The sequence below is a fragment of the Aeromonas sp. MR16 genome, assembly GCF_022549315.1.
Classification (GTDB): domain Bacteria; phylum Pseudomonadota; class Gammaproteobacteria; order Enterobacterales; family Aeromonadaceae; genus Aeromonas; species Aeromonas aquatica.
Genome location: NZ_JAKZFK010000005.1, coordinates 46,821 through 66,202, shown reverse-complemented (window position 1 = coordinate 66,202; position 19,382 = coordinate 46,821). Strand labels below are relative to the sequence as shown.

Genomic DNA, 19,382 nt, shown 5'->3' with positions numbered 1-19,382 from the left:
CGGGTCAGCGGGGATTACCCCTCTTTTTTCAGGAAGTTGCGATAGAGCATATAGAGGTGGGCCGAACTCCAGCTGAAGTTGCTGGCCCCCTGCATGGCGCCGGTTTCCGGGTTGTAGTTCTCGCGGATGGGGCCAGTGCCCGCCAGCCCCTCGGCATTGGCAAACAACTTGTTGACCAGCGCCTGGGCGTCGTCGCGATAGCCGTAGTTCTCCAGCCCCTTCACCCCGAAGTAGAACTGATCCAGCCAGACCCGGCCACGCCAGTAGATGTCGGGATCGTAGGCCGGGTTGGTCAGCGCCGCCGTGCCGAGCGGCACCTTGGTGTTGAACTCCTGGCTGCTCAGCATCACCTCGCGCACCCGCGCCGCCTTCTCCTTGTCGGCCACCTCGGCCCAGAGCGGGCTCCAGCCTTCCGGGCCGCGGCCGCGGGCGGTCAGCAGCTTGCCGACGCAGCCGTTGGCGTCTGCCACGTCGCCCAGGGCAATCTGGCGATCGTAATAGAAGCCGGAGGTCTCATCGAACAGGCAGCTATTGATGTAGCCGGCGAGCTGGCTGGCCCCCTCGCGGTAGCGGCTTGCCTCGTCCGGCTTGCCGAGCAGATCTGCCATGTCCGCCAGGATGCGCTTCTCTTTCGCGAGGAAGGCGTTGAGCTCCACCGACTCCTGATCGATGGAGAAACCGATCAGCTCACCGCTATCCTGGTGGTTCTCGAAGAAGGCGACGTTCCAGTCCTGACGGGCTTTCTCTATGTCGCCGCCATAGGCCTTGTCGGCGTAACGCTTGAGCTGGTCCTGCTCGATGAAGCCGAAGCGGGCGGCGTTGTCCATGCCGGACTCCCAGCCGGCGCCGTGCTGGGCACCTATGTCCATCTCGTCGTAACCGCCAGTGCTCAGCACCTGCTGGTAGAGCGGCATGCCGGCGCAGCCGTACCAGCCATCCCCCTCGTCGGTGCAGCGCGCGAGATCCAGCACGGCGGGTACGCCGTTCCCATATCGCACCTTGAAGGTGATATTGCCGAACTCGTCGTTGTGCTCGACGTGGCGGGTGGCACCGTACTCTATGATGCCGTTGCGGTTGTTGTCCCGCGCCCGATACCACCAGTCGTGATAGGCCTGGATCTTCGGATACATCTCGGCGATGAAGGCCTTGTCCTGGGTGGCGCTGTAGATCTCCCAGATGGCCCAGGCGGAGAGGGGCGGCTTGGTGTCCCGCTCGTTCCAGTTGCCGCCGTCGCCGCCCCGATCGGCGAGCTTGTTGTAGAAGACGGCGTCGATCACCATGCCGGCGTCTTGTGGGCGCACCGGATCATCGGGCTGGATCTGGTAGTCATACATGGCGCGCACGTTGTTCTTGGCCACCTCTGGGTTGAAGTGAGCCATGGCATAGGCGTGCTTCCAGCTATCCCAGGCCCAGACGCCGTCGAACCAGCGGGCCGTGTTGGAGGGGGTCACGCCGTCGTGCTTTATGGCGCCTGCCGGCGAGCGCCAGTTGCCGTTGAGAGTCTCTATCGCCTTGACCGCGATGCGGCGCTCCGACTCGGGGATGCCCTGGTTGGAGAGGCCGCGCTCGAGGTAGCCCTCCCAGCGGCGGATGGAGGCATCGAAGGCGTCGGCCGGGTTGGCCAGCAGGGCCTGGCGGCTCTGCTGGAAGCGGCTGGCGTCATCGCTGCTGTGAACGTAGCTCTGCAGGGTGTAGATATCCTGCTGACCCTTGGCGGCCAGGGTGAGGCTGGCCTCGCTCACATAGCCGAGCCCCTTCTCGTCCAGGGTGGTGCGGCTCGGCAGGGTGCGGTCGATGCGGTAGCTGGCGCTGCCGCTTTGCATGATGTTCCAGGTGCTGCGCAGTTCGCCAAACTGGAATTCGATCCCCTGCTCGCTCTGGCGGAGGGTGCGGGTCCAGTCGGGATACTGCTCGGCGACCGTCTTCTTGGCATCCCACTGCTGGAGCAGCTCCCCCTGCCAGTTGAGGGTCAGGGTGAGGGGCGCATCCTGATTGTTCACCAGACGGGTGCGGACAAGGGCGGTGCGGGCATCGCCGTAGCGCAGCTCCAGCTCCAGGGTGAAGGGTTCGAACTCGAAGCGCTGCACCAGGGCGCCGGGGATGGCGTAGATCTCATGCTTGCTGGCGCTGGTGAGGGGGTACTGGCGGCCGCTCTCATCGCTCAGGGTCAGCTTGTCCAATTCCCTTGCGAAGAAGAGGCTGTACTCTTCGGCGATCACCATGGGACCGGTGAAGCCCCCCCACTCGCTGTCGCTTTTGGGCAGCAGGAAGCCGTGCCAGGCCCCGAGATCGAGCAGGGGGTTGTATTTGAGGTTGGAGTAGCTGTCAAAGTCACGGAATTGGAGCGGGGTACCGGTGCGATCGATCACGTTCCTGTACTGGTTCGCCAGGGTGGCGTCGGGCTGGGTCGGTGCGCTTGAGTCATTGCCGTTGCAGGCGGCCAGACCAAACAGGGCGACACCCAGGGCGACGGAAAGTAAATTTTTACGAAACATATCTCGCTCCAATGACGATTTTGTAGGTTGAGGTAGGTGTTTTTTTATCTTGTTTTTAGTGAAAGCGTTTGCGGATGCCATTGTATGGCAAGAAATAGGGAAAGATTGGAGCTATGTCACAGTGTGGGGACGGTGACTTGTGAGCGGGATCACCGGGTTACACGAGGTTACATGAGGGTTAATTTTAGTAACTATTTACTTTGTGGTGATCTGAAGGGCGAGTAAGCGGCAGTCAGGTATAAAAAAACCGGCCTCCATGAGGCCGGTTTCGAGACTGTGTCGGTAGCGGATCGCGCTGCTTAGCGCAGGATCATCTGATCGCGGCCCGGGCCGACGGAGACCATGGGCACAGGAACACCCAGCAAGGCTTCGATACGCAGCACATAGTGCTGGGCAGCCTTGGGCAAGTCTTCGAACTTGCGGATGTGGGAGATGTCTTCGCTCCAGGCTTCCATGGACTCGTACACCGGCTTGAGACCGGCGGTCTGCGGCCAGATCGGGTTCTCGGTGTTGGCACCTTCGTAGGCGATGCAGATCTTCAGATCCGGCATGCCGGAGAGGCAGTCCAGCTTGGTCAGGGCGATCTCGTTGGCGGCCTGAATTTCCAAGCCTTGCTTGGTGGCGACCGCGTCGAAGTAGCCGATGTCACGGGGACGGCCGGTGGTGGCGCCGAACTCGTTGGCGAACTTGCGGAACTCGTCCTGGTTCTCCATGGCGGTGATCAGGGTGCCGGTACCGACCGAGGTACTGAACGCCTTGGCCACGGCGATGACGCGCTCCGGGCGCAGGGCCGGCAGACCGCCACCGATCCCGGCGTAGGCGCCGGAGACGTGGGAGGAGGTCACCCAGGGGTACTCACCGTAGATCAGGTCACGGCCGGCGCCGAGCTGGGCTTCGAACAGCAGGGTGCCGTTCTGTGCCTGGATCGCCTTGAGCGGCTCGCTGACGTTGCAGATGGCATCGCGCCAGGGGGTGGACACTTCCAGCAACCAGTCGGCCATCTCCTGGGCGGTCTGGCTGAACTCGAAGCTCGGGTAGAGGGCCTTGAGCTGTGGCAGTTTCCAGTCGAGGAAGAATTGAATACGCTCGACCAGCACGTCCGGCTGTTTCAGCCAGCCCACCAGGATCGCTTTTTTCATGACCCGATCACCGTAAGCCGGGGCAATGCCCTGACGGGTGGAGCCGTAGGCGCCGTCACCCAGACGCACTTCTTCCAGGGTGTCTTCCAGCGCGTGGATCGGCAGGCAGAAGGTGGCGCGATCGGAGATGGCGAGCTTGGGAGTCACGCCGGCGGCCTTTACTTCGGCCAGCTCTTTGGTCAGGGGCTCCGGGCTGATGACCATACCAGGGCCGAGGACAACCAGGCAATCCGGGTTGAAGACGCCGCTCGGCAGCTGGTGCAGCTTGAAGGTGCCGAGATCGTTGACCACGGTGTGGCCGGCGTTGTTGCCGCCCTGGAAGCGGATGCTGGCGGCGGATTCACCTGCCAGATAATCGACGATGCGGCCTTTGCCTTCATCACCCCAGTTAGCACCTACGACTACGATAGACGACATGACTCTTTCTCCTAAGACGTTAGGCGTTCATCCTAGGAGCCTGGGGTGGATTAGAAAAATTAATTATCTTTATAATTCCAATAAGAAAGTCATATAATTGTGGCCAATTTATCGGCACACAACGTGCCATGGTGCGCCAAGCCGCGCCAGTGCTGGATGAGAATGTCGTCATGCTGGATATTCACTGGTTAAATACCTTCGTCACCCTGGCCCGTTTGCAACACTTCGGCCAGACCGCCACCGAACTGCACATGACCCAGCCCAATGTCAGCCTGCACCTCAAGAACCTGGAGCAGGCCACCCGGGTCAAGCTGATAGAGCGCAGCCCGTTTCGCCTCACCCAGGCCGGTGAGCGGCTGCTGCAAAGCGCCGAGCGCGCCATCAACGAACTGCAACTGTGCCAGTCCGACCTCAACGCCCTCAATCAGCACAGCCAGGGGACGCTCGCCATCGCCGCCAGCGACATCCTCTCGCGCCTCTTGCTGATCCAGCCGTTCCAACGCTTCAAGCAGGCCTTTCCGGGGATCGATCTCACCCTGTTCAACACCACCTCGGATCAGGCGGCGGAGCTGGTCAAGACGGGGCGGGCGGATCTGGGCTTCGTGATGGCGCAAAAGCGCAGCGAGCCGCTCTCTTACACAGAATTGCAGCAGGTGACCTGGTGCGCCCTCGGCCACGGGCTGGCGCGCTGGCAGGGCAGGGCGAGAGTCGGGGTGGATGAGCGCAAGAGCGATCCCCAGGACGAGCCCACGCTCATCCTGCTGGGGCACGACACCCGCACCCGGGCGTTGATCGATCCCTCCTTGCCGCTCCTGGGGTTGCCCCCCTGCCGCATCATGGAGGTGGGCAGCGTGGACGCCCAGCTCGATTGGGCCGAGGCGGGGTTCGGGGTCGCCATAGTGCCGGACTTCTCCTTGCACCCCCGTCTCAAGCTGACTGCTCCCGTGACCCGGCTGACCGACTTCCCCGCCACCAGCTTAGGGTACGTGGTGCGCCAGAATCAGGTGTTGTCGCGGGCCATCAAGCAGTTGCTGCACTGGGTGGAGGAGGAGATCCAGCGCCCCGAGCCGTTGCCGGGCGCCACGCCGTGAGCTCAGGCGCAGATTAGAAAAATACTGTGTATCGAGATGAAGAGAGGCCACCCTTGGGTGGCCTCTCTCGTTGCGGGCTCGTGTGCATCATTGTGCAGGAGCGATATCCCCGGTCGGTGCGGCGCTGCTCGGCGCAGGTGCCGCTGGCGGGGTCGCCTTAGCGGGTTGCTCCCCGCTCGTCAGGGCTGAGGGGCTGGGGGCGGCGGTGCCCGTCAGCTTGCCGCCCTGCTCCACGGCGGCCCCTTCGAGCACGGGGCTCGCGGTCGGTTCAGTTGCCTGGGCCCCCGAGGTCGTCGGCAGGGTAGCGCCAGGGGCATGTTCGGATTGAGTGGCGGGGGCCCCTTCCGGGGAGGGAGCCCCCGTCTCGCCGGCAGACTCGTCCACCGCGGTGGGCTGCGTGCCCGAGGTGGCCACCGCCTCTGAAGGGCTGAGGGACTCGGGCAGTAGGCTGGGCTGCGCATCCTGCATCCCCGGGTGGGGCGGTATGATGTCATCCGCCTGCATGGACTCCAGGGTGAGGGTGGTCAGGGCCGGGTGCAAGCGGGTGAACTGCTTGAGGTTGTTGGTGAGCACGTCGCGCACCGTGCGCACAGTCTCCTCGGGCAGGCTCGCCAGTGCCACCAGCTCGGCGGTGACGGCGAAGGTGTTGACGCCACCGGTCTGACCCGGGTAGAGGTTGGCGCCGATGCGGCTGCGCTGGTAATAGGGGTGCTGTTTGAGCAGCTTGTCTATCTGCTCTCCCTCAATGGGGATGAGGCGCGCCTTGCAGCGACCGGTCAGATCGCCGATCCCCTGATTGGGGTGGCCGGCGACCAGGAAGGCGGCATCCAGGCTGCCGTTGCACAGCCCCTCCAGCCGGTTGCCGGGGGAGGCTACCGGCGGCACCGCGAAGCTGCTCTCCTGCCAGCCCATGGCATCGAGCAGCGCCTGGCTGGCGGCCCTGTCCCCGGAGTCCAGGCTGCCCAGATCGACCCGCTTGCCCTCGATGTCGGCCAGGGTGGTGATGTTGCTGGTGGCGCTGGCGAGCAGGGTCAGCGACTCCTGATGGAGCCGGAACAGACTGCGCAGCTGATCATTGGGGGCCTGGCCTGCGAAGGGGCCGCTGCCGTGGGCCGCATGGTACAGGACATCCGACTGGATCAGCGCGAGCTGGATGTCGCCCTTGGCCAGCGCCACCAGGTTGGCGAGGGAGCCCGCAGTGCTCTGCACCGTGCAGTGCAGCCGATTCTGGCTGTTGTCTTCGTTGAGCAGGCGGCAGATGGCGCCACCGGTCGGGTAGTAGACGCCGTTGAGCGCACCCGTGCCTATGGTGACATAGGCGGGGGCGGCCGACAGCGGCAGGGCCAGCACGCCGGCCAGCAAGGCGGCCAGCCAGGGCAGGCTTGTGCTTGGGATAAACAAGTGGCGCAGGGCTCGTGGGTGCATAGTGAACCGGATCAATGGCTGAAAAAAGGGGATGAGCCAGGCTCATCCCGTCATGAGTCACATCTATATCAGATGTTAGCCCGAATGGCTTGCTCCATACGGGTAAGGGCCTCGGTGAGCAGTGCCCCGGTGCAGCCGGCGTTTGATCGCACGACCTTGGTCAGACGCAGCGCTGAAAGATGGCTTTCTCCATGCGGGCCAGCGCCTCGACCAGCCGGGCCCTGGTGCAGCCGGCGTTTGACCGCACGACCTTGGTCAGACGCAGCGCTGAAAGATGGCTTTCTCCATGCGGGCCAGCGCCTCGACCAGCCGCGCCCTGGTGCAGCCGGCGTTTGATCGCACGACCTTGGTCAGACGCAGCGCTGAAAGATGGCTTTCTCCATGCGCGCCAAGGCGTGGGTGAGACGAGCCCGGGTGCAGCCGAAGTTGAGCCGCACGAACTGGCCATCGCCGAATTGGGCGCCGGGAGAGAGCCCCACCCCGGCCTGCTCGAAGAAGGCGACGGGATCGTCCAGCCCGAGCGCGCTCACATCGATCCAGGCGAGGTAGGTGGCCTGGTTGTTGGCCAGCTTGACGCCGGGCCAGCGGGCGACCGCCTGCTCGATCAGGGCCAGGTTGGCGGACAGATAGTCGAGCTGCTCCGCCAGCCACTGCTCGCCCCCCTCGTAGGCTGCCTCCGCCGCCACGAAGCCCAGCAGGTTGACGTCGGCGCTGATGCCGCGCATCGCCTGTTGCAACTTGAGTCGCAGACGCGCGTTGGGCACCACGGCGAAGGAGCAGCACAGGCCCGCGATGTTGAAGGTCTTGCTCGGTGCCATCATCACGGCGCTGCGCTCGGCCGCCGCCGGGCTGAGGGCGCCGTAGGGGATGTGGCGGGCATCTTTATCCAGCAGCAGATCGCAGTGGATCTCGTCCGAGCAGATCACCAGATTGTGGCGCTCGGCGATGGCGTCGATGGCCTCCAGCTCCTCGCGGGTGAACACGGTACCGCCCGGATTGTGCGGGTTGCACAGCAGCAGCAGATCCGCTGAAGGGGCCTGGCGCTCGAGCTCGATCAGATCCAGCACCCAGCGTCCGGCCTCCTCGATCATGGGGACGGTCAGCAGGGGGCGATCGTTGAAGCCCGGCGCCTGCAGGAAGGGGTAGTAGACCGGCTTGGGGGTGATGATGCCGCGGCCATGCTGGCTCCAGGCCTTACAGGCCAGGTTCAGTCCGGGTACCACGCCCGGCAGGAAGACCAGCCACTCCGACTGGATGGCCCAGTCATAGCGCTGCTGCAGACGGGTCACGATGAGTTCGATCAGGCGGGGGGAGGGGCGGGAGTAGCCGAAGATGCCGTGGGCAACCCGCTGGGTGAGCGCCTCGATCACCGCAGGGGGGGAGCAAAAATCGGTGTCGGCCACCCACATGGGCAGCACGTCCTGAGTCTTGTACTTGTCCCATTTCAGGCTCATGGTATGGCGGCGATCTATCTCCCGATCAAAATCAAACATGTGAAATCCTTGTGCTGGCCAGAGGGTTTACCAATGTACGGACTTGGACGTGGCCTCGCAAGCCTTGAGGTGGCTCTTGATAGTGACATAAAATGAGCGCCGTCATTTTATACAGCTGCCGGTTTCTGGCTCCTTTTTCTCTCCCTTATCGATGGTATCTCTATGAGTTTATTGACCGCAGCCCGCAAGAGGCCGGATCCCGTTTCCCTCTCTTTCCTGGCCGTCACCTTCATGACCGGGGTGGCGGTGGCACTGCAGGTGCCCACCCTGAGCCTGTTCCTGGCCGAGGAGGTGCAGGTTCGCCCCTTCCTGGTGGGGCTGTTCTACACGGTCAACGCCGTGATCGGCATCCTCATCAGCCAGTGGCTCGGCCATAGATCCGATAGCAAGGGGGATCGCAAGCAACTGATCCTGCGCTGCTGTTTCGCCGGCATAGTGCTCTCCCTGTTGTTTGCCTGGAACCGCCAATACTGGCTGCTGGTGAGCCTGGGGGTGGTGCTGGCGAGCCTGACCGCCACCGCCAGCCCTCAGCTGTTTGCCCTGGCGCGGGAGTATGCCGACAGTCGCAACAAGCGCGCCGACATGTTCAGCTCGGTGCTGCGGGCCCAGTTCTCCCTGGCCTGGGTGATAGGGCCGCCGGCCGCTTTTGCACTCGCCATCGGCTATGGCTTCGAGGTGATGTACCTGGCCTCGGCCTTCGCCTATCTCGTCTGCGCCTTCGTGGTCTGGCGCTGGTTGCCTTCCCTGCCCTTGCCCAAGTCCAACGGGGAAGGGGAGCGGGTCAGCAGTTGGAAGGATCCCTCGGTGCGGGCGTTGTTCATCGCCTCCACCCTGATGTGGACCTGCAACAGCATGTACCTCATCAACATGCCGCTCTACATCACCCGCGAGCTGGGGCTGGAGGAGAAGCTCGCCGGGATCTTGATGGGCACGGCGGCGGCCCTCGAGATCCCCTTCATGCTGCTGGCGGGTTACTACACCCGGCGCTTTGGCAAGCGGCCCATGATGTTGCTGGCGGTGCTGGCCGGGGTCGGTTTCTACGTGGGGCTGGTGACCCTGTCGAGCCAGCAGGCGCTGATCGGGCTGCAACTGCTCAACGCCATCTTCATCGGCATCGTCGCGGGGATCGGCATGTCCTACTTCCAGGATCTGATGCCGGGCCGCGCCGGGGTGGCGACCACCCTGTTTGCCAACAGCATCCGTACCGGCTCCATCATGGCGGGCGCGATCGCGGGGACTGTGGCGGAGATCTGGAGTTTTCACGGGGTCTTCATGGTGGCCACAGGGCTGGCGCTGGCGGCGCTGGCCGCCTGCTGGCGTGTGCCCAATGTGTGAGGCTGGCTGGGCTGGCGCCGAGATCCGATAGGCAGGGGCAAGCAGGGGGCAAATAGGGAGTAATCAGGCTGAGGGGCCGGTCTGCCCTGTGCCCCGGCTAGCGGGCGTGAGCAGGGCTGGCAGCTGGCAGCAGGGCTTACTTGACGCTCTCGGCCTGGTATTCGTTGCGCAGGCAACGCAGCAGCAGCTCGGCCGCGGGCCCCAGCGCATCGGTCGAGGGGGTGAGCAGGTAGGTGTAGAGGTAGCGCTCGCTGCCCCCCTCCAGATTGAGCTGCACCAGGTTGCCGTTGGCGAGCTCCTCCTGCACCAGGTGGCGCGGCAACCAGGCATAGCCGAGGCCGAGCCGCAACATGGTGAACACCTCATGGTAATGGGTCGCCTTCCAGCCGGTGTCGTCCGCATCGTTCCAGTCCACCGAGCGGTGAATGGGGGGATGCAGGCTTATCTGGTTATGGCTGGCGAGCAGCTCTGAGGTGATGGGCTCGGCCTGGCTGGCGAGGGGATAGGTCGCCGCACACAGGGGCAGCAGGCACACCTCGTCCAGCGGCAGGCCGGTGCGATCGAGAGGCAGGTGCTCGGAGAGCATCAGATCCCCCACCTGCAGCGCATTGAAGTGACAGTGGATCCGTTCGTGCAGGTTGATGCGACAACCCCGACTGCGGGGATAGAAGTTGGCCAGCGCCCGATAGAGCCGCTCCCTGGGTTGCAGCACGGAGACATACAGATTGATCTGCGGCTCCCACTGTCGCTCCAGGTTGTTGGCCAGATTCTCCAGCTCCTCCACCTGCTGGCTGAGCTGGCGAGCCCGCTTGAGGAAGATCTCCCCCGCCGGCGTCAGCACCGCCTTGCGGCCCCGCACCTCCAGCAGGGCCACCCCCAGACTCTGTTGCAGCTTGGCCACCGCATGATTGAGGGAGGATTGGCTCTTGTTCAGCGCCTCGGCGGCCTGGGCGTAACCGCCACAGTCCACCACGGCCTGAAAGATCCGCCATTGCTCAAACGTGCTCTTGGGACGAAACATAGTTCAACCTGTCAGGGTGCCGATGGGATTCAACAGGGTGCCACTGACACCCCTCTTCAATTTAACCCTATCTGGTTATTTTTGTTGATTTATTTGGGCTGGGCCGCTTTCGGTTGGGCAACAAAGGTCTGGCCGGTCTGGCCGCGGCTGTCGGCCCCCATCAGATAGAGATAGAGCGGCATCAGCTCGGCTGGGGTCTTCAGAGTCTGCGGATCTTCTCCCGGGAAGGCGCTGGCCCGCATCCTGGTGCGGGTGCCGCCGGGGTTGAGGGTGTTGACCCGCACCCGGGTATTTTCCAGCTCGTCTGCCAACACCTCCATCATGCCCTCGATGGCGAACTTGGAGATGGCATAGGTGCCCCAGTAGGCGCGACCCTTGCGACCCACGCTGGAGGAGGTGTAGACGATGGAGGCGTCGCCGTGCTCCTTGGCGGTCTGACGGATGAGCGGCAGCAGCGCCTGGGTCAGCAGGAATTCGGATTTGACGTTGACCTGCATCACCTCGTCCCACTCCTTCTCCTGGATGTGCTCGAACGGTGACAGGGTGCCGAGCAGACCGGCGTTGAACAGCACGCCGTCGAGGCGGCCAAACTGCTGAGCGAAAGTCTCTGCCATGCCAAGGTAGTGACTCCTGGTCGCGCCTTTCAGGTCGACCGGTACTATGGCGGGCAGGGGATGACCGGCGGCCTCGATCTGGTCGTAAACAGCCTCGAGCTTGGCACTGGTGCGGCCGAGCAGTATCACGGTGGCGCCGTGGGCCGCATAGGTGAGCGCCGCCTCGCGGCCAATGCCGTCACCGGCACCCGTCACCAGAATGACCTTGTCCTTGAGCAGTGCCCGGGGGGCCTGATAATCGAGCATGTGGACTCCTGTTAATAAATTCGTGACAGATGGACGGTACCAACAAGGGGGCAAGTGTACTGAGCCGGCACCGCCTTTGACCAGTATGAGACGGCAAAAATGTGAATAAAACAGGACGGTAGGGCCGATGGGGGGCGAGATCCCGAGGGGAATGGCAGAGGTTTTGCACGATCCCGTCAAACTCCTTACTATGTGAAAAAACCGACTCATCGTGGAGCTTCAAGTGGCATTTTTGACCGAGTACGGCCTGTTTCTGGCCAAAACCCTCACCTTCTTGCTGGCCATAGGCGCCATCGTCCTGATGGTGATCAGCAGCCGCCACCCCAAGGCCCGCAAGGGGGAGCTGGTGGTGACCGATCTCTCCGACGAGCTGGAGCAGGGGCGTCATCAGCTGCAGGCTGCGCTGGCTGGCAAGGCGCAGCGCAAGCAGCTCGAGAAGCAGCGCAAGGAGCAGCACAAGCAGCGCGCCAAGGCGACGGATGAGCGCAGCCGACTGTTTGTGCTCGATTTTCACGGCAGCATGGATGCCAAGGAAGTGAGCTCCCTGCGCGAAGAGGTGAGCGCCGTGATAGGGGTGGCCCAGCCCGGCGACGAGGTGCTGCTGCGTCTCGAGTCCGGTGGCGGCGTGGTACACGGCTATGGCCTCGCGGCCTCCCAGCTGCAGCGCCTGCGGGACAGAGATATCAAGCTCACCGTGGCCATCGACAAGGTGGCGGCGAGCGGTGGCTACATGATGGCTTGTGTGGCAGACCAGATCCTAGCGGCGCCCTTCGCCATCGTCGGCTCCATCGGGGTGATAGCTCAGCTGCCGAACTTCAACAAGCTCCTGAAAAAACACGACATCGAATTTGAGATGCACACCGCGGGCCAGTACAAGCGCACCATCACCATGTTCGGTGAGAACGATGATCTGGGGCGGGAGAAGTTCCGTGAGGAGCTGGGTGCCATCCACGATCGCTTCAAGGCATTCGTGGCCGAGCACAGACCCAGCCTCGACATCGACAAGGTCACCACCGGGGAGCATTGGCTGGCGAGCCAGGCCAAGCAGCTCGGGCTGGTGGATACCCTCAGCACCAGTGATGACTACCTGCTGGCTCAGTCCAGCCATCACAAGGTGATCGGCATCAGCTACCGCAGGCCCAAGAGCCTGACCCAGAGGCTGGGGCAGCAGGGCGCCCAGGCGCTGGAGGCGGCTATCGGTCGCCTGTGGCAACAGAGCCCTTGGCGCTAAGTCGCCGTTCAATGAGTTGAAACAAGAGAGCCGGGCAATCGCCCGGCTCTTCGTTTATGGCTTTGTTGCGGCTTGGAACCTGTCTAGGAGCTGTCGCGAGAGGTCGTCAGCAAGGTAAAGAGCGGCGCAGGAACCGGAGCGTATAGGCATACGTGAGCACTCTTGGTTACAAACAAGCGAGCAGCGCATGAGCCTTGAGCACGGCCTCGCAGTAAGATCGTGACCAGGTTCTCAGCGCTGGAAGGGATAGACGGAGCCGAGTTTGAGGATCTGAGTCAGCTCGTCCAGGGCGGTGCGGGTCTCCAGCACCAGGGCCGGATCGCGCAGATCGTCGAGCGCCAGGCTGTCGCGGTAGTGGCGCTCCACCCACTGATCCAGGCGGGCAAACTGACCGTCGTCGATGAGGCAGGCCGGGTTGACCGCGGCCAGCTCGGCGTCGTTCATGGCGACCCGCAGTCGCAGGCAGGCGGGGCCACCGCCGTTGCGCATGCTCTGCTTCACGTCCATGAAGTGCACCCCCTTGATGGGGGTGCCCATGGCCGTCAGCTTGCTCAGATAGGCGGAGACCGCCGGGTTGTCACGGCACTCGGTGGGGGCGATGATCGCCATCTCGCCGGAGGGCAGGGTCAGGATCTGGGTGTTGAACAGGTAGGATTTCACCGCATCCTGCACCGACACCTCATTGGTCGGCACCTCGATGAAGTGCAGCTCCCCCTCGCCGAACTTGCTGCGCACCTCGGCCAGTGCGGTGGCGGTGTTGAGGAAGGCCTGCTGGTGGAAGAACAGCACGTTCTGGTTGCCTACCGCGATCACGTCGTTGTGGAACACCCCCTGATCGATCACCTCGGGATTTTGCTGGATGAAGACGGCGCTCTCGTCGCCGAGGCCGTGCAGGCGGGCGATGGCCTGGCTCGCCTCCAGAGTCTGGCGGGCCGGGTAGCGCTTGGGGGCGGGCTGGGAGACGTCGAAGGCGCTGCGGCCATAGACGAACAGCTCGACCCCGGCCTCACCGTAGGCGTGGCACAGCCGGGTGTGGTTGGCGGCGCCCTCGTCGCCGAAGTGATCGTTTTCCGGCAGGTGCTGGTGGTGGCAGAAGTGGCGATCGTTGTTGAACACGGCGCGCAGGATGCGGCCGGTCACCTCCGGCTCGAGGGAGCGGTGGAACTTGTTGGTCAGGTTGGCGGGGGTGAAGTGAATGCGGCCATCCTGGGTGTCGGCGCTCGGCGAGACGGTGGCGGCGTTGGCGGTCCACATGCTGGAGGCCGAGTAACAGGCGGCCAGCACGGCGGGGGCCTGTTTGGCGGCCTGGGCCAGCACGCTGGCATCCGAGCCGCTGAAGCCGAGGCGGCGCAGGGTGGCGAGATCGGGTCGCTCCTGGGGCGCCAGCACCCCCTGCACCATGCCGAGCTCGGTCAGCGCCTTCATCTTGCGCAGACCCTGCTTGGCCGCCTCCCTGGGATTGGAGGCTTCCTTGGCATTGCTCTGGGAGGCCACGTTGCCATAGGAGAGGCCGGCATAGTTGTGGGTGGGGCCGACCAGTCCGTCGAAGTTGACCTCGAAGTGCTTCATCACGATATCCTTTCGATTTTTATAGGGGGAACGGTTCCTTCCGCGCACAAAGCTGCGGTATGCGGCCATTATAAAGAGATTTCATCCTTTGTAACAAGCTGATAACCAAGCTGGTTTTTTATGTGACGAGGGCGGCTGGTTATGTCATTTCCACGCTAAAAAAGGGGGGGATATAGCATAAAAACAAAAAAGCGGTTGCTTCCCGCGTCCTGGCTTCGCATTAATAAATAAAGAGAGAGTGCGGTATGGGCTGGTCAAGCAAATTTGCCTCCATGATTGCTTTTTTGCGTCAAATCTCTTATACAGCCCCACAAAACCGCACGCCAACCCTGTCGGGTGCAACGAGGATAATAGTTACAGCATGGGCAAATCACTGGTCATAGTGGAGTCTCCGGCCAAGGCCAAGACCATCAACAAATATTTGGGCAAGGACTACGTGGTGAAATCCAGCGTCGGTCATATTCGTGATCTGCCGACCAGCGGCAGCGCCAGTAACGAGCCCAAAAAACCTGTCATTCGCGGCATCAAGCTCAGCGAATCCGAGAAGGCGGCCAAGGATCGCAACGCCCTGTTCTCCAGGATGGGGATCAATCCGACCGCGGGCTGGCAGGCCAACTACCAGATTTTGCCCGGCAAGGAAAAAGTGGTCAGCGAGTTGCAAAGTCTGGCCGCCAAGGCAGACACCATCTATCTCGCAACCGACTTGGATAGAGAAGGGGAAGCGATCGCCTGGCATTTGCGCGAGATCATCGGCGGTGACGACAGCCGCTACAAGCGGGTGGTGTTCAACGAGATCACCAAGACTGCGATCCAGGAGGCGTTCGCCCAGCCGTCCGAGCTGAACATCCATCGCGTCAACGCCCAGCAGGCCCGTCGTTTCCTCGACCGGGTGGTGGGCTACATGGTCTCCCCACTGCTGTGGAAGAAGCTGGCCCGTGGTCTCTCCGCCGGTCGGGTGCAGTCTGTCGCGGTGCGCCTCATCGTCGATAAAGAGCGCGAGATCAAGGCCTTCGTGCCGGTGGAGTTCTGGGATCTCAACGCCGATCTGCTGACCGGCGACAAGAGTGCCCTGCGCATGGAAGTGGTCAGCCGCAACGGTGCCGACTTCAAGCCGGTCACCCAGGCCGAGACCTTCGCCGCCGTGGCCGCCCTGGAAGGGGTCGACTACAAGGTGGTGAATCGGGAAGACAAGCCGACCGGCTCCAAGCCGTCCGCGCCCTTCATCACCTCCACCCTGCAGCAGGCGGCCTCGACCCGTCTGAGCTTCGGGGTGAAGAAGACCATGATGATGGCCCAGCGCCTGTACGAGGCGGGTTACATCACCTATATGCGTACCGACTCCACCAACCTCAGCAAAGAGGCGGTCGAGGCGCTGCGCGAATACATAGGCGAGCAGTATGGCGCGGCCTACCTGCCCGCAGAGCCGACTCTTTATGGCTCCAAGGCCGGTGCCCAGGAAGCGCACGAGGCGATCCGTCCCTCCAGCGTGCTGGTCACCGCCGAGATGCTGGAAGGGATGGAGCCGGATGCCATGCGGCTCTATGACCTCATCTGGCGTCAGTTCGTCGCCTGTCAGATGACCCCGGCTCAGTACGACTCCTCCACCCTGACCGTCAAGGCCGGTGAGTTCGAGCTCAAAGCCCGTGGTCGCACCCTGCGCTTCGCCGGTTGGACCAAGGCGCTGCCCCCCATGGGTCGCAAGGGCGAAGACAACCAGCTGCCGGCGGTGACCGTCGGCGAGATCCTGAAATTGGTCAAGCTGGATCCCCGTCAGCACTTCACCAAGCCGCCCGCCCGCTTCACCGAAGCGGCGCTGGTACGCGAGCTGGAGAAGCGTGGCATCGGCCGCCCGTCTACCTATGCCTCCATCATCTCCACCATCGTTGATCGCGGTTATGTGCGGGTCGAGAGCCGCCGCTTCTTCGCCGAGAAGATGGGGGAGATCGTCACCGATCGACTGGTGGAGAACTTCGTCGAGCTGATGAACTACGAGTTCACCGCCAAGATGGAAGACAAGCTCGATGGCATCGCCGAGGGCAGCCTGGAGTGGAAGAAGGTGCTCGACGCCTTCTACGCCGAGTTTACCCAGGAGCTGGCGCAGGCCGACAAGCCGGCGGAAGAGGGCGGCATGCGCGCCAATCAGATGGTGCAGACCGACATCGACTGCCCGGATTGCGGCCGCAAGATGGGCATTCGCACCGCCACCACCGGGGTCTTCCTCGGCTGCTCCGGCTATGCGCTGCCACCGAAGGAGCGCTGCAAGAAGACCATCAACCTGGTCAGTGCCGACGAGTTCGTCTCCGCCAGCGATGACGGTGACGAGGCCGAAACCGAGGCGCTGCGCGCCAAGCACCGTTGCACCATTTGTGGCACCGCCATGGATGCCTACATCATCGACGACAGCCGCAAGCTGCACGTCTGTGGCCGCAACCCGGATTGTGACGGCTACGAGATCGAGCAGGGTCAGTTCAAGCTCAAGGGCTACGAAGGGCCGAGCATCGACTGCGATCGCTGCGGAGCCGAGATGCAGCTGAAGAACGGCCGCTTCGGCAAGTACATGGGCTGCACCAACGAGAGCTGCAAGAACACCCGCAAGATCCTGAAAAATGGCGACATAGCGCCGCCGAAGGAAGATCCGGTGCCGCTGCCCGAGCTCAAGTGCACCCAGTCCGACGCCCACTTCGTGCTCCGTGACGGCGCCGCCGGCCTGTTCCTCGCCGCCAGCAACTTCCCGAAATCCCGTGAGACTCGTGCGCCACTGGTTGAAGAGCTCAAGCGCTTCCGCGACCGGCTCTCGCCCAAGCATCAGTACCTGGCCGATGCACCGGCGTCAGATCCTGACGGTAACGCCTCCGTGGTGCGCTTCAGTCGCAAGACCAAGGAGCAGTACGTGATGACCGAGGTCAACGGCAAGGCGACGGGCTGGACGGCCCACTACGACAACGGAAAATGGCAGGAGAGCCTGGCCAAGGCCAAGAAATCCTGATCGGTCGTTGTTCACACAATGACGAAAGAGGCCCCGCACAGGGGCCTTTTTATTGGGAGATGGCGGTATACTGAAGAGGCTGCATGGATGGCAGCGCAAGACACGGAGGTTGTCATGGAGATACATGAAATCCGGCCAGGCATGACCTGCCTGACCAGGGAGGGAACGGCCTACGTGCTGGAAGTGGACAAGCAGAGTCTGCTGGTGCTGCTGCAGCGGGAAGATGAAACCATCCCGGTGCAGGTGCGCAGCGACGAGATCCTGGGCCCGCTTCTCAGTGACTAGCGCGGCAACCCCTAGAACGGGATCAGAAACAGCAGCTCGGCCAGGTCGGGCTGCCACTGCCACTCCCGCATCCTGACTCGACCGCCGATCACCGGCACTCCCTCCTCCTGCAATAACCCCGTCTGTTTATCAAAGCCCGCCGAGCCCTTGGGCAGGGAGATGGTGCCGCCGGCCCCCAGCACCCTGTGCCAGGGCAGCACCTTGTCGGTCTCTCGCAGCACCTTGCCTACCAGCCGGGCGCGGCCGGGCAGGCCAGCCAGATCGGCGACCTGGCCATAGCTCACCACCCGGCCCGGCGGGATCAGGGCCAGGATCGCCTCGATGCGCGCCACCTTGTTCAGGCCGGTCTTGGGGGGATCGATCATCATGACTCGGGTCGTCTCTTAAAAAACAGAAGCGCCATTGTGGCGCTTCTGTTGTCTTCTGGGCAAGGTGTCAGCCAAAGGTCTGGCTCAGCCCCCTGAGCTCGCTTGCACGCTTTAGCAACTCCTGACTGGAGTCGTCCACCGCCTGCATCTTCTGGCTGTTGGCGCGGGAGTACTGGGAGATCTGGTGAATGTTGCGGCTGATCTCCTCCACCACCGCCTGCTGCTGCTCGGCCGCCGCCGCTATCTGGGTGGAGAACTCGGTGACCTGCTCTATCTCCCCCAGCACCAGATGCAGGTTGCCTGAGCCCTGACGGGTCATCTCGGCGCATTCCCGGGTCTGTGCCAGGTTGTCCTGCATCATCCCCTGCCAGCGGCCCAGGGTCTGCTGGATCTGATGGATGCTGCCCTGGATCTGCTCGGTCGCCTTGTGGGTACGGGTCGACAGGGTGCGCACCTCGTCTGCTACCACCGCAAAGCCCCGGCCCTGCTCACCGGCGCGCGCCGCCTCGATGGCGGCGTTCAGCGCCAGCAGGTTGGTCTGCTCGGCGATGCCCTGGATTTCCCCCATGACGCTGCCGATCCGCTCCGACTCGCTGGCAAGCTCCACCGCGGAGTGGAAGGCCTGCTCGGCCTGCTTGGCCAACAGCTCCATCTGTTGTCCGGTCTGATCCAGCTGCTGCACCGTGTGTTCACAGCTGCTGCGCGCCTCCGTCACCTGGCCGTTGGTGTCCTGGATGTTACGCGCTATCTCGTGGGCCGTGCTGGCCATCTGGGTCATGGCGGCGGCCATCTGCTGGGTCTGGGCATCCTGTTCGTTGATGTCGAGGAAGGCCTGATGGGAGGAGTCCTTCAAGTCGCTCGCCAGGGTCTGCAAGGGGTGGGTGGCATCGTTGACCCGCCCCAGCACGGTGCGGATGCGGGCCTGCAGCATCTTCAAGTGAAAATCGGCGATGGCGCCGGGTGCATCCCCCGAATAGACCAGCCGGGTCAGGCTGTCATATTGCTGGCCGAGCTGCTTGAGATAGCGTGGCAGAGAGATGAGCTCGCGCCAGTAGGCACCGGTGACCAGCAGCAGGGGCAGCAGCATCAGCAGCGCCGTCATGGCGCCGTGGGAGTGGAGCGCCCAACCGAGCAGCCCCAGCATCAGCACCGCGAGCAGCGCGGGCCGCAGCGGCCGCAGGGAGGGCAGCTTGCTGGCGCCTTCTCGCTCGGCCTTGAGCAGGGCCTGATAGGTCTGGTTGGCGACCTGCTTGATCTGGGGCTCCGGCTTGCAGCGCACCGACTGGTAGCCGCTGATCTTGCCCTGTTCATAGATGGGGGTCACATAGGCATCGACCCAGTAGTGGCGGCCATCCTTGCAGCGATTCTTCACTATGCCGCGCCAGGGCTTGCCCTCTTTGAGGCGATCCCAGAGATCGGCGAAGGCGGCCTTGGGCATGTCGGGGTGGCGCACCAGGTTGTGGTTCTGGCCGACCAGTTCATCGGCCTGGTAGCCGGCGATGCGGCAGAAGGCGGGATTGGCGTAGGTGATGACGCCGCGCAGGTCCGTGGTCGACACGAGTTGTACGTCGGCAGGAAACTCCACTTCGCTGTCCAGCGCCTGGACGTCTCTGCGGGCCATAAGGATAAGCTCCGATGTTCATGCTGATTGTTATTGTGATTGGGAG

14 protein-coding genes are annotated in these 19,382 nt (G+C 63.3%); 5 read left to right on the top strand and 9 right to left on the bottom strand.

What is annotated here, in order from left to right; translation table 11 throughout:
* Nucleotides 1–14 precede the first annotated feature (14 nt).
* Nucleotides 15–2,495, bottom strand: a complete 2,481-nt coding sequence (gene ygjK, locus MM194_RS06065) for an alpha-glucosidase (RefSeq protein ID WP_241343033.1) — start codon at nt 2,493–2,495, stop codon at nt 15–17.
* Nucleotides 2,496–2,794: 299 nt separating this feature from the next.
* Nucleotides 2,795–4,051 carry an adenylosuccinate synthetase gene (locus tag MM194_RS06060; protein WP_033131071.1) on the bottom strand — a complete coding sequence of 419 codons (1,257 nt, stop codon included), beginning with the start codon at nt 4,049–4,051 and terminating at the stop codon, nt 2,795–2,797.
* Between the two features lie 170 nt (nt 4,052–4,221).
* On the opposite strand from MM194_RS06060, the gene MM194_RS06055 reads away from it, so the two are divergent.
* Nucleotides 4,222–5,142, top strand: coding sequence for a LysR family transcriptional regulator (locus tag MM194_RS06055; protein ID WP_033131107.1), 921 nt, complete (start codon nt 4,222–4,224; stop codon nt 5,140–5,142).
* An 87-nt stretch (nt 5,143–5,229) separates the two neighbouring features.
* Here the strand turns inward: MM194_RS06055 and MM194_RS06050 are convergent, their stop codons facing one another.
* Together MM194_RS06050 and MM194_RS06045 are read right to left on the bottom strand one after the other, a co-directional pair.
* Nucleotides 5,230–6,567, bottom strand: a complete 1,338-nt coding sequence (locus MM194_RS06050) for a TAXI family TRAP transporter solute-binding subunit (protein WP_241343032.1) — start codon at nt 6,565–6,567, stop codon at nt 5,230–5,232.
* Nucleotides 6,568–6,917: 350 nt separating this feature from the next.
* Entirely contained in the window at nt 6,918–8,060 is a 1,143-nt protein-coding gene (locus MM194_RS06045) for a PatB family C-S lyase (RefSeq protein WP_241343031.1), read from the bottom strand.
* Nucleotides 8,061–8,222: 162 nt separating this feature from the next.
* On the opposite strand from MM194_RS06045, the gene MM194_RS06040 reads away from it, so the two are divergent.
* Entirely contained in the window at nt 8,223–9,395 is a 1,173-nt protein-coding gene (locus tag MM194_RS06040) for an MFS transporter (protein WP_033131074.1), read from the top strand.
* Between the two features lie 136 nt (nt 9,396–9,531).
* Here MM194_RS06040 and MM194_RS06035 read toward each other — a convergent pair whose 3' ends face one another.
* A complete protein-coding gene (locus MM194_RS06035; RefSeq protein ID WP_033131075.1) occupies nt 9,532–10,416 on the bottom strand; it encodes a LysR family transcriptional regulator in 885 nt (294 codons plus the stop codon).
* Nucleotides 10,417–10,505: 89 nt separating this feature from the next.
* A complete protein-coding gene (locus tag MM194_RS06030; RefSeq protein ID WP_033131076.1) occupies nt 10,506–11,276 on the bottom strand; it encodes a YciK family oxidoreductase in 771 nt (256 codons plus the stop codon).
* Between the two features lie 223 nt (nt 11,277–11,499).
* On the opposite strand from MM194_RS06030, the gene sohB reads away from it, so the two are divergent.
* Nucleotides 11,500–12,507 carry a protease SohB gene (gene sohB / locus MM194_RS06025; protein WP_033131077.1) on the top strand — a complete coding sequence of 336 codons (1,008 nt, stop codon included), beginning with the start codon at nt 11,500–11,502 and terminating at the stop codon, nt 12,505–12,507.
* A 231-nt stretch (nt 12,508–12,738) separates the two neighbouring features.
* Here sohB and astB read toward each other — a convergent pair whose 3' ends face one another.
* Nucleotides 12,739–14,076: an N-succinylarginine dihydrolase gene (astB, locus tag MM194_RS06020; RefSeq protein WP_033131078.1), complete on the bottom strand. Its 1,338-nt coding sequence runs from the start codon at nt 14,074–14,076 to the stop codon at nt 12,739–12,741.
* Between the two features lie 361 nt (nt 14,077–14,437).
* Between astB and topA the strand changes: the two genes are divergently transcribed.
* Nucleotides 14,438–17,062: a type I DNA topoisomerase gene (topA, locus tag MM194_RS06015; protein ID WP_241343030.1), complete on the top strand. Its 2,625-nt coding sequence runs from the start codon at nt 14,438–14,440 to the stop codon at nt 17,060–17,062.
* Nucleotides 17,063–17,176: 114 nt separating this feature from the next.
* The gene (locus MM194_RS06010) at nt 17,177–17,347 is read left to right on the top strand and encodes a hypothetical protein (RefSeq protein WP_193354270.1); all 171 of its coding nucleotides are present in this window, start codon (nt 17,177–17,179) and stop codon (nt 17,345–17,347) included.
* Nucleotides 17,348–17,358: 11 nt separating this feature from the next.
* Here MM194_RS06010 and MM194_RS06005 read toward each other — a convergent pair whose 3' ends face one another.
* Nucleotides 17,359–17,715: an MGMT family protein gene (locus tag MM194_RS06005; protein ID WP_033131080.1), complete on the bottom strand. Its 357-nt coding sequence runs from the start codon at nt 17,713–17,715 to the stop codon at nt 17,359–17,361.
* A gap of 67 nt (nt 17,716–17,782) precedes the next feature.
* Nucleotides 17,783–19,336, bottom strand: coding sequence for a PAS domain-containing methyl-accepting chemotaxis protein (locus tag MM194_RS06000; protein ID WP_241343029.1), 1,554 nt, complete (start codon nt 19,334–19,336; stop codon nt 17,783–17,785).
* Nucleotides 19,337–19,382 lie beyond the last annotated feature (46 nt).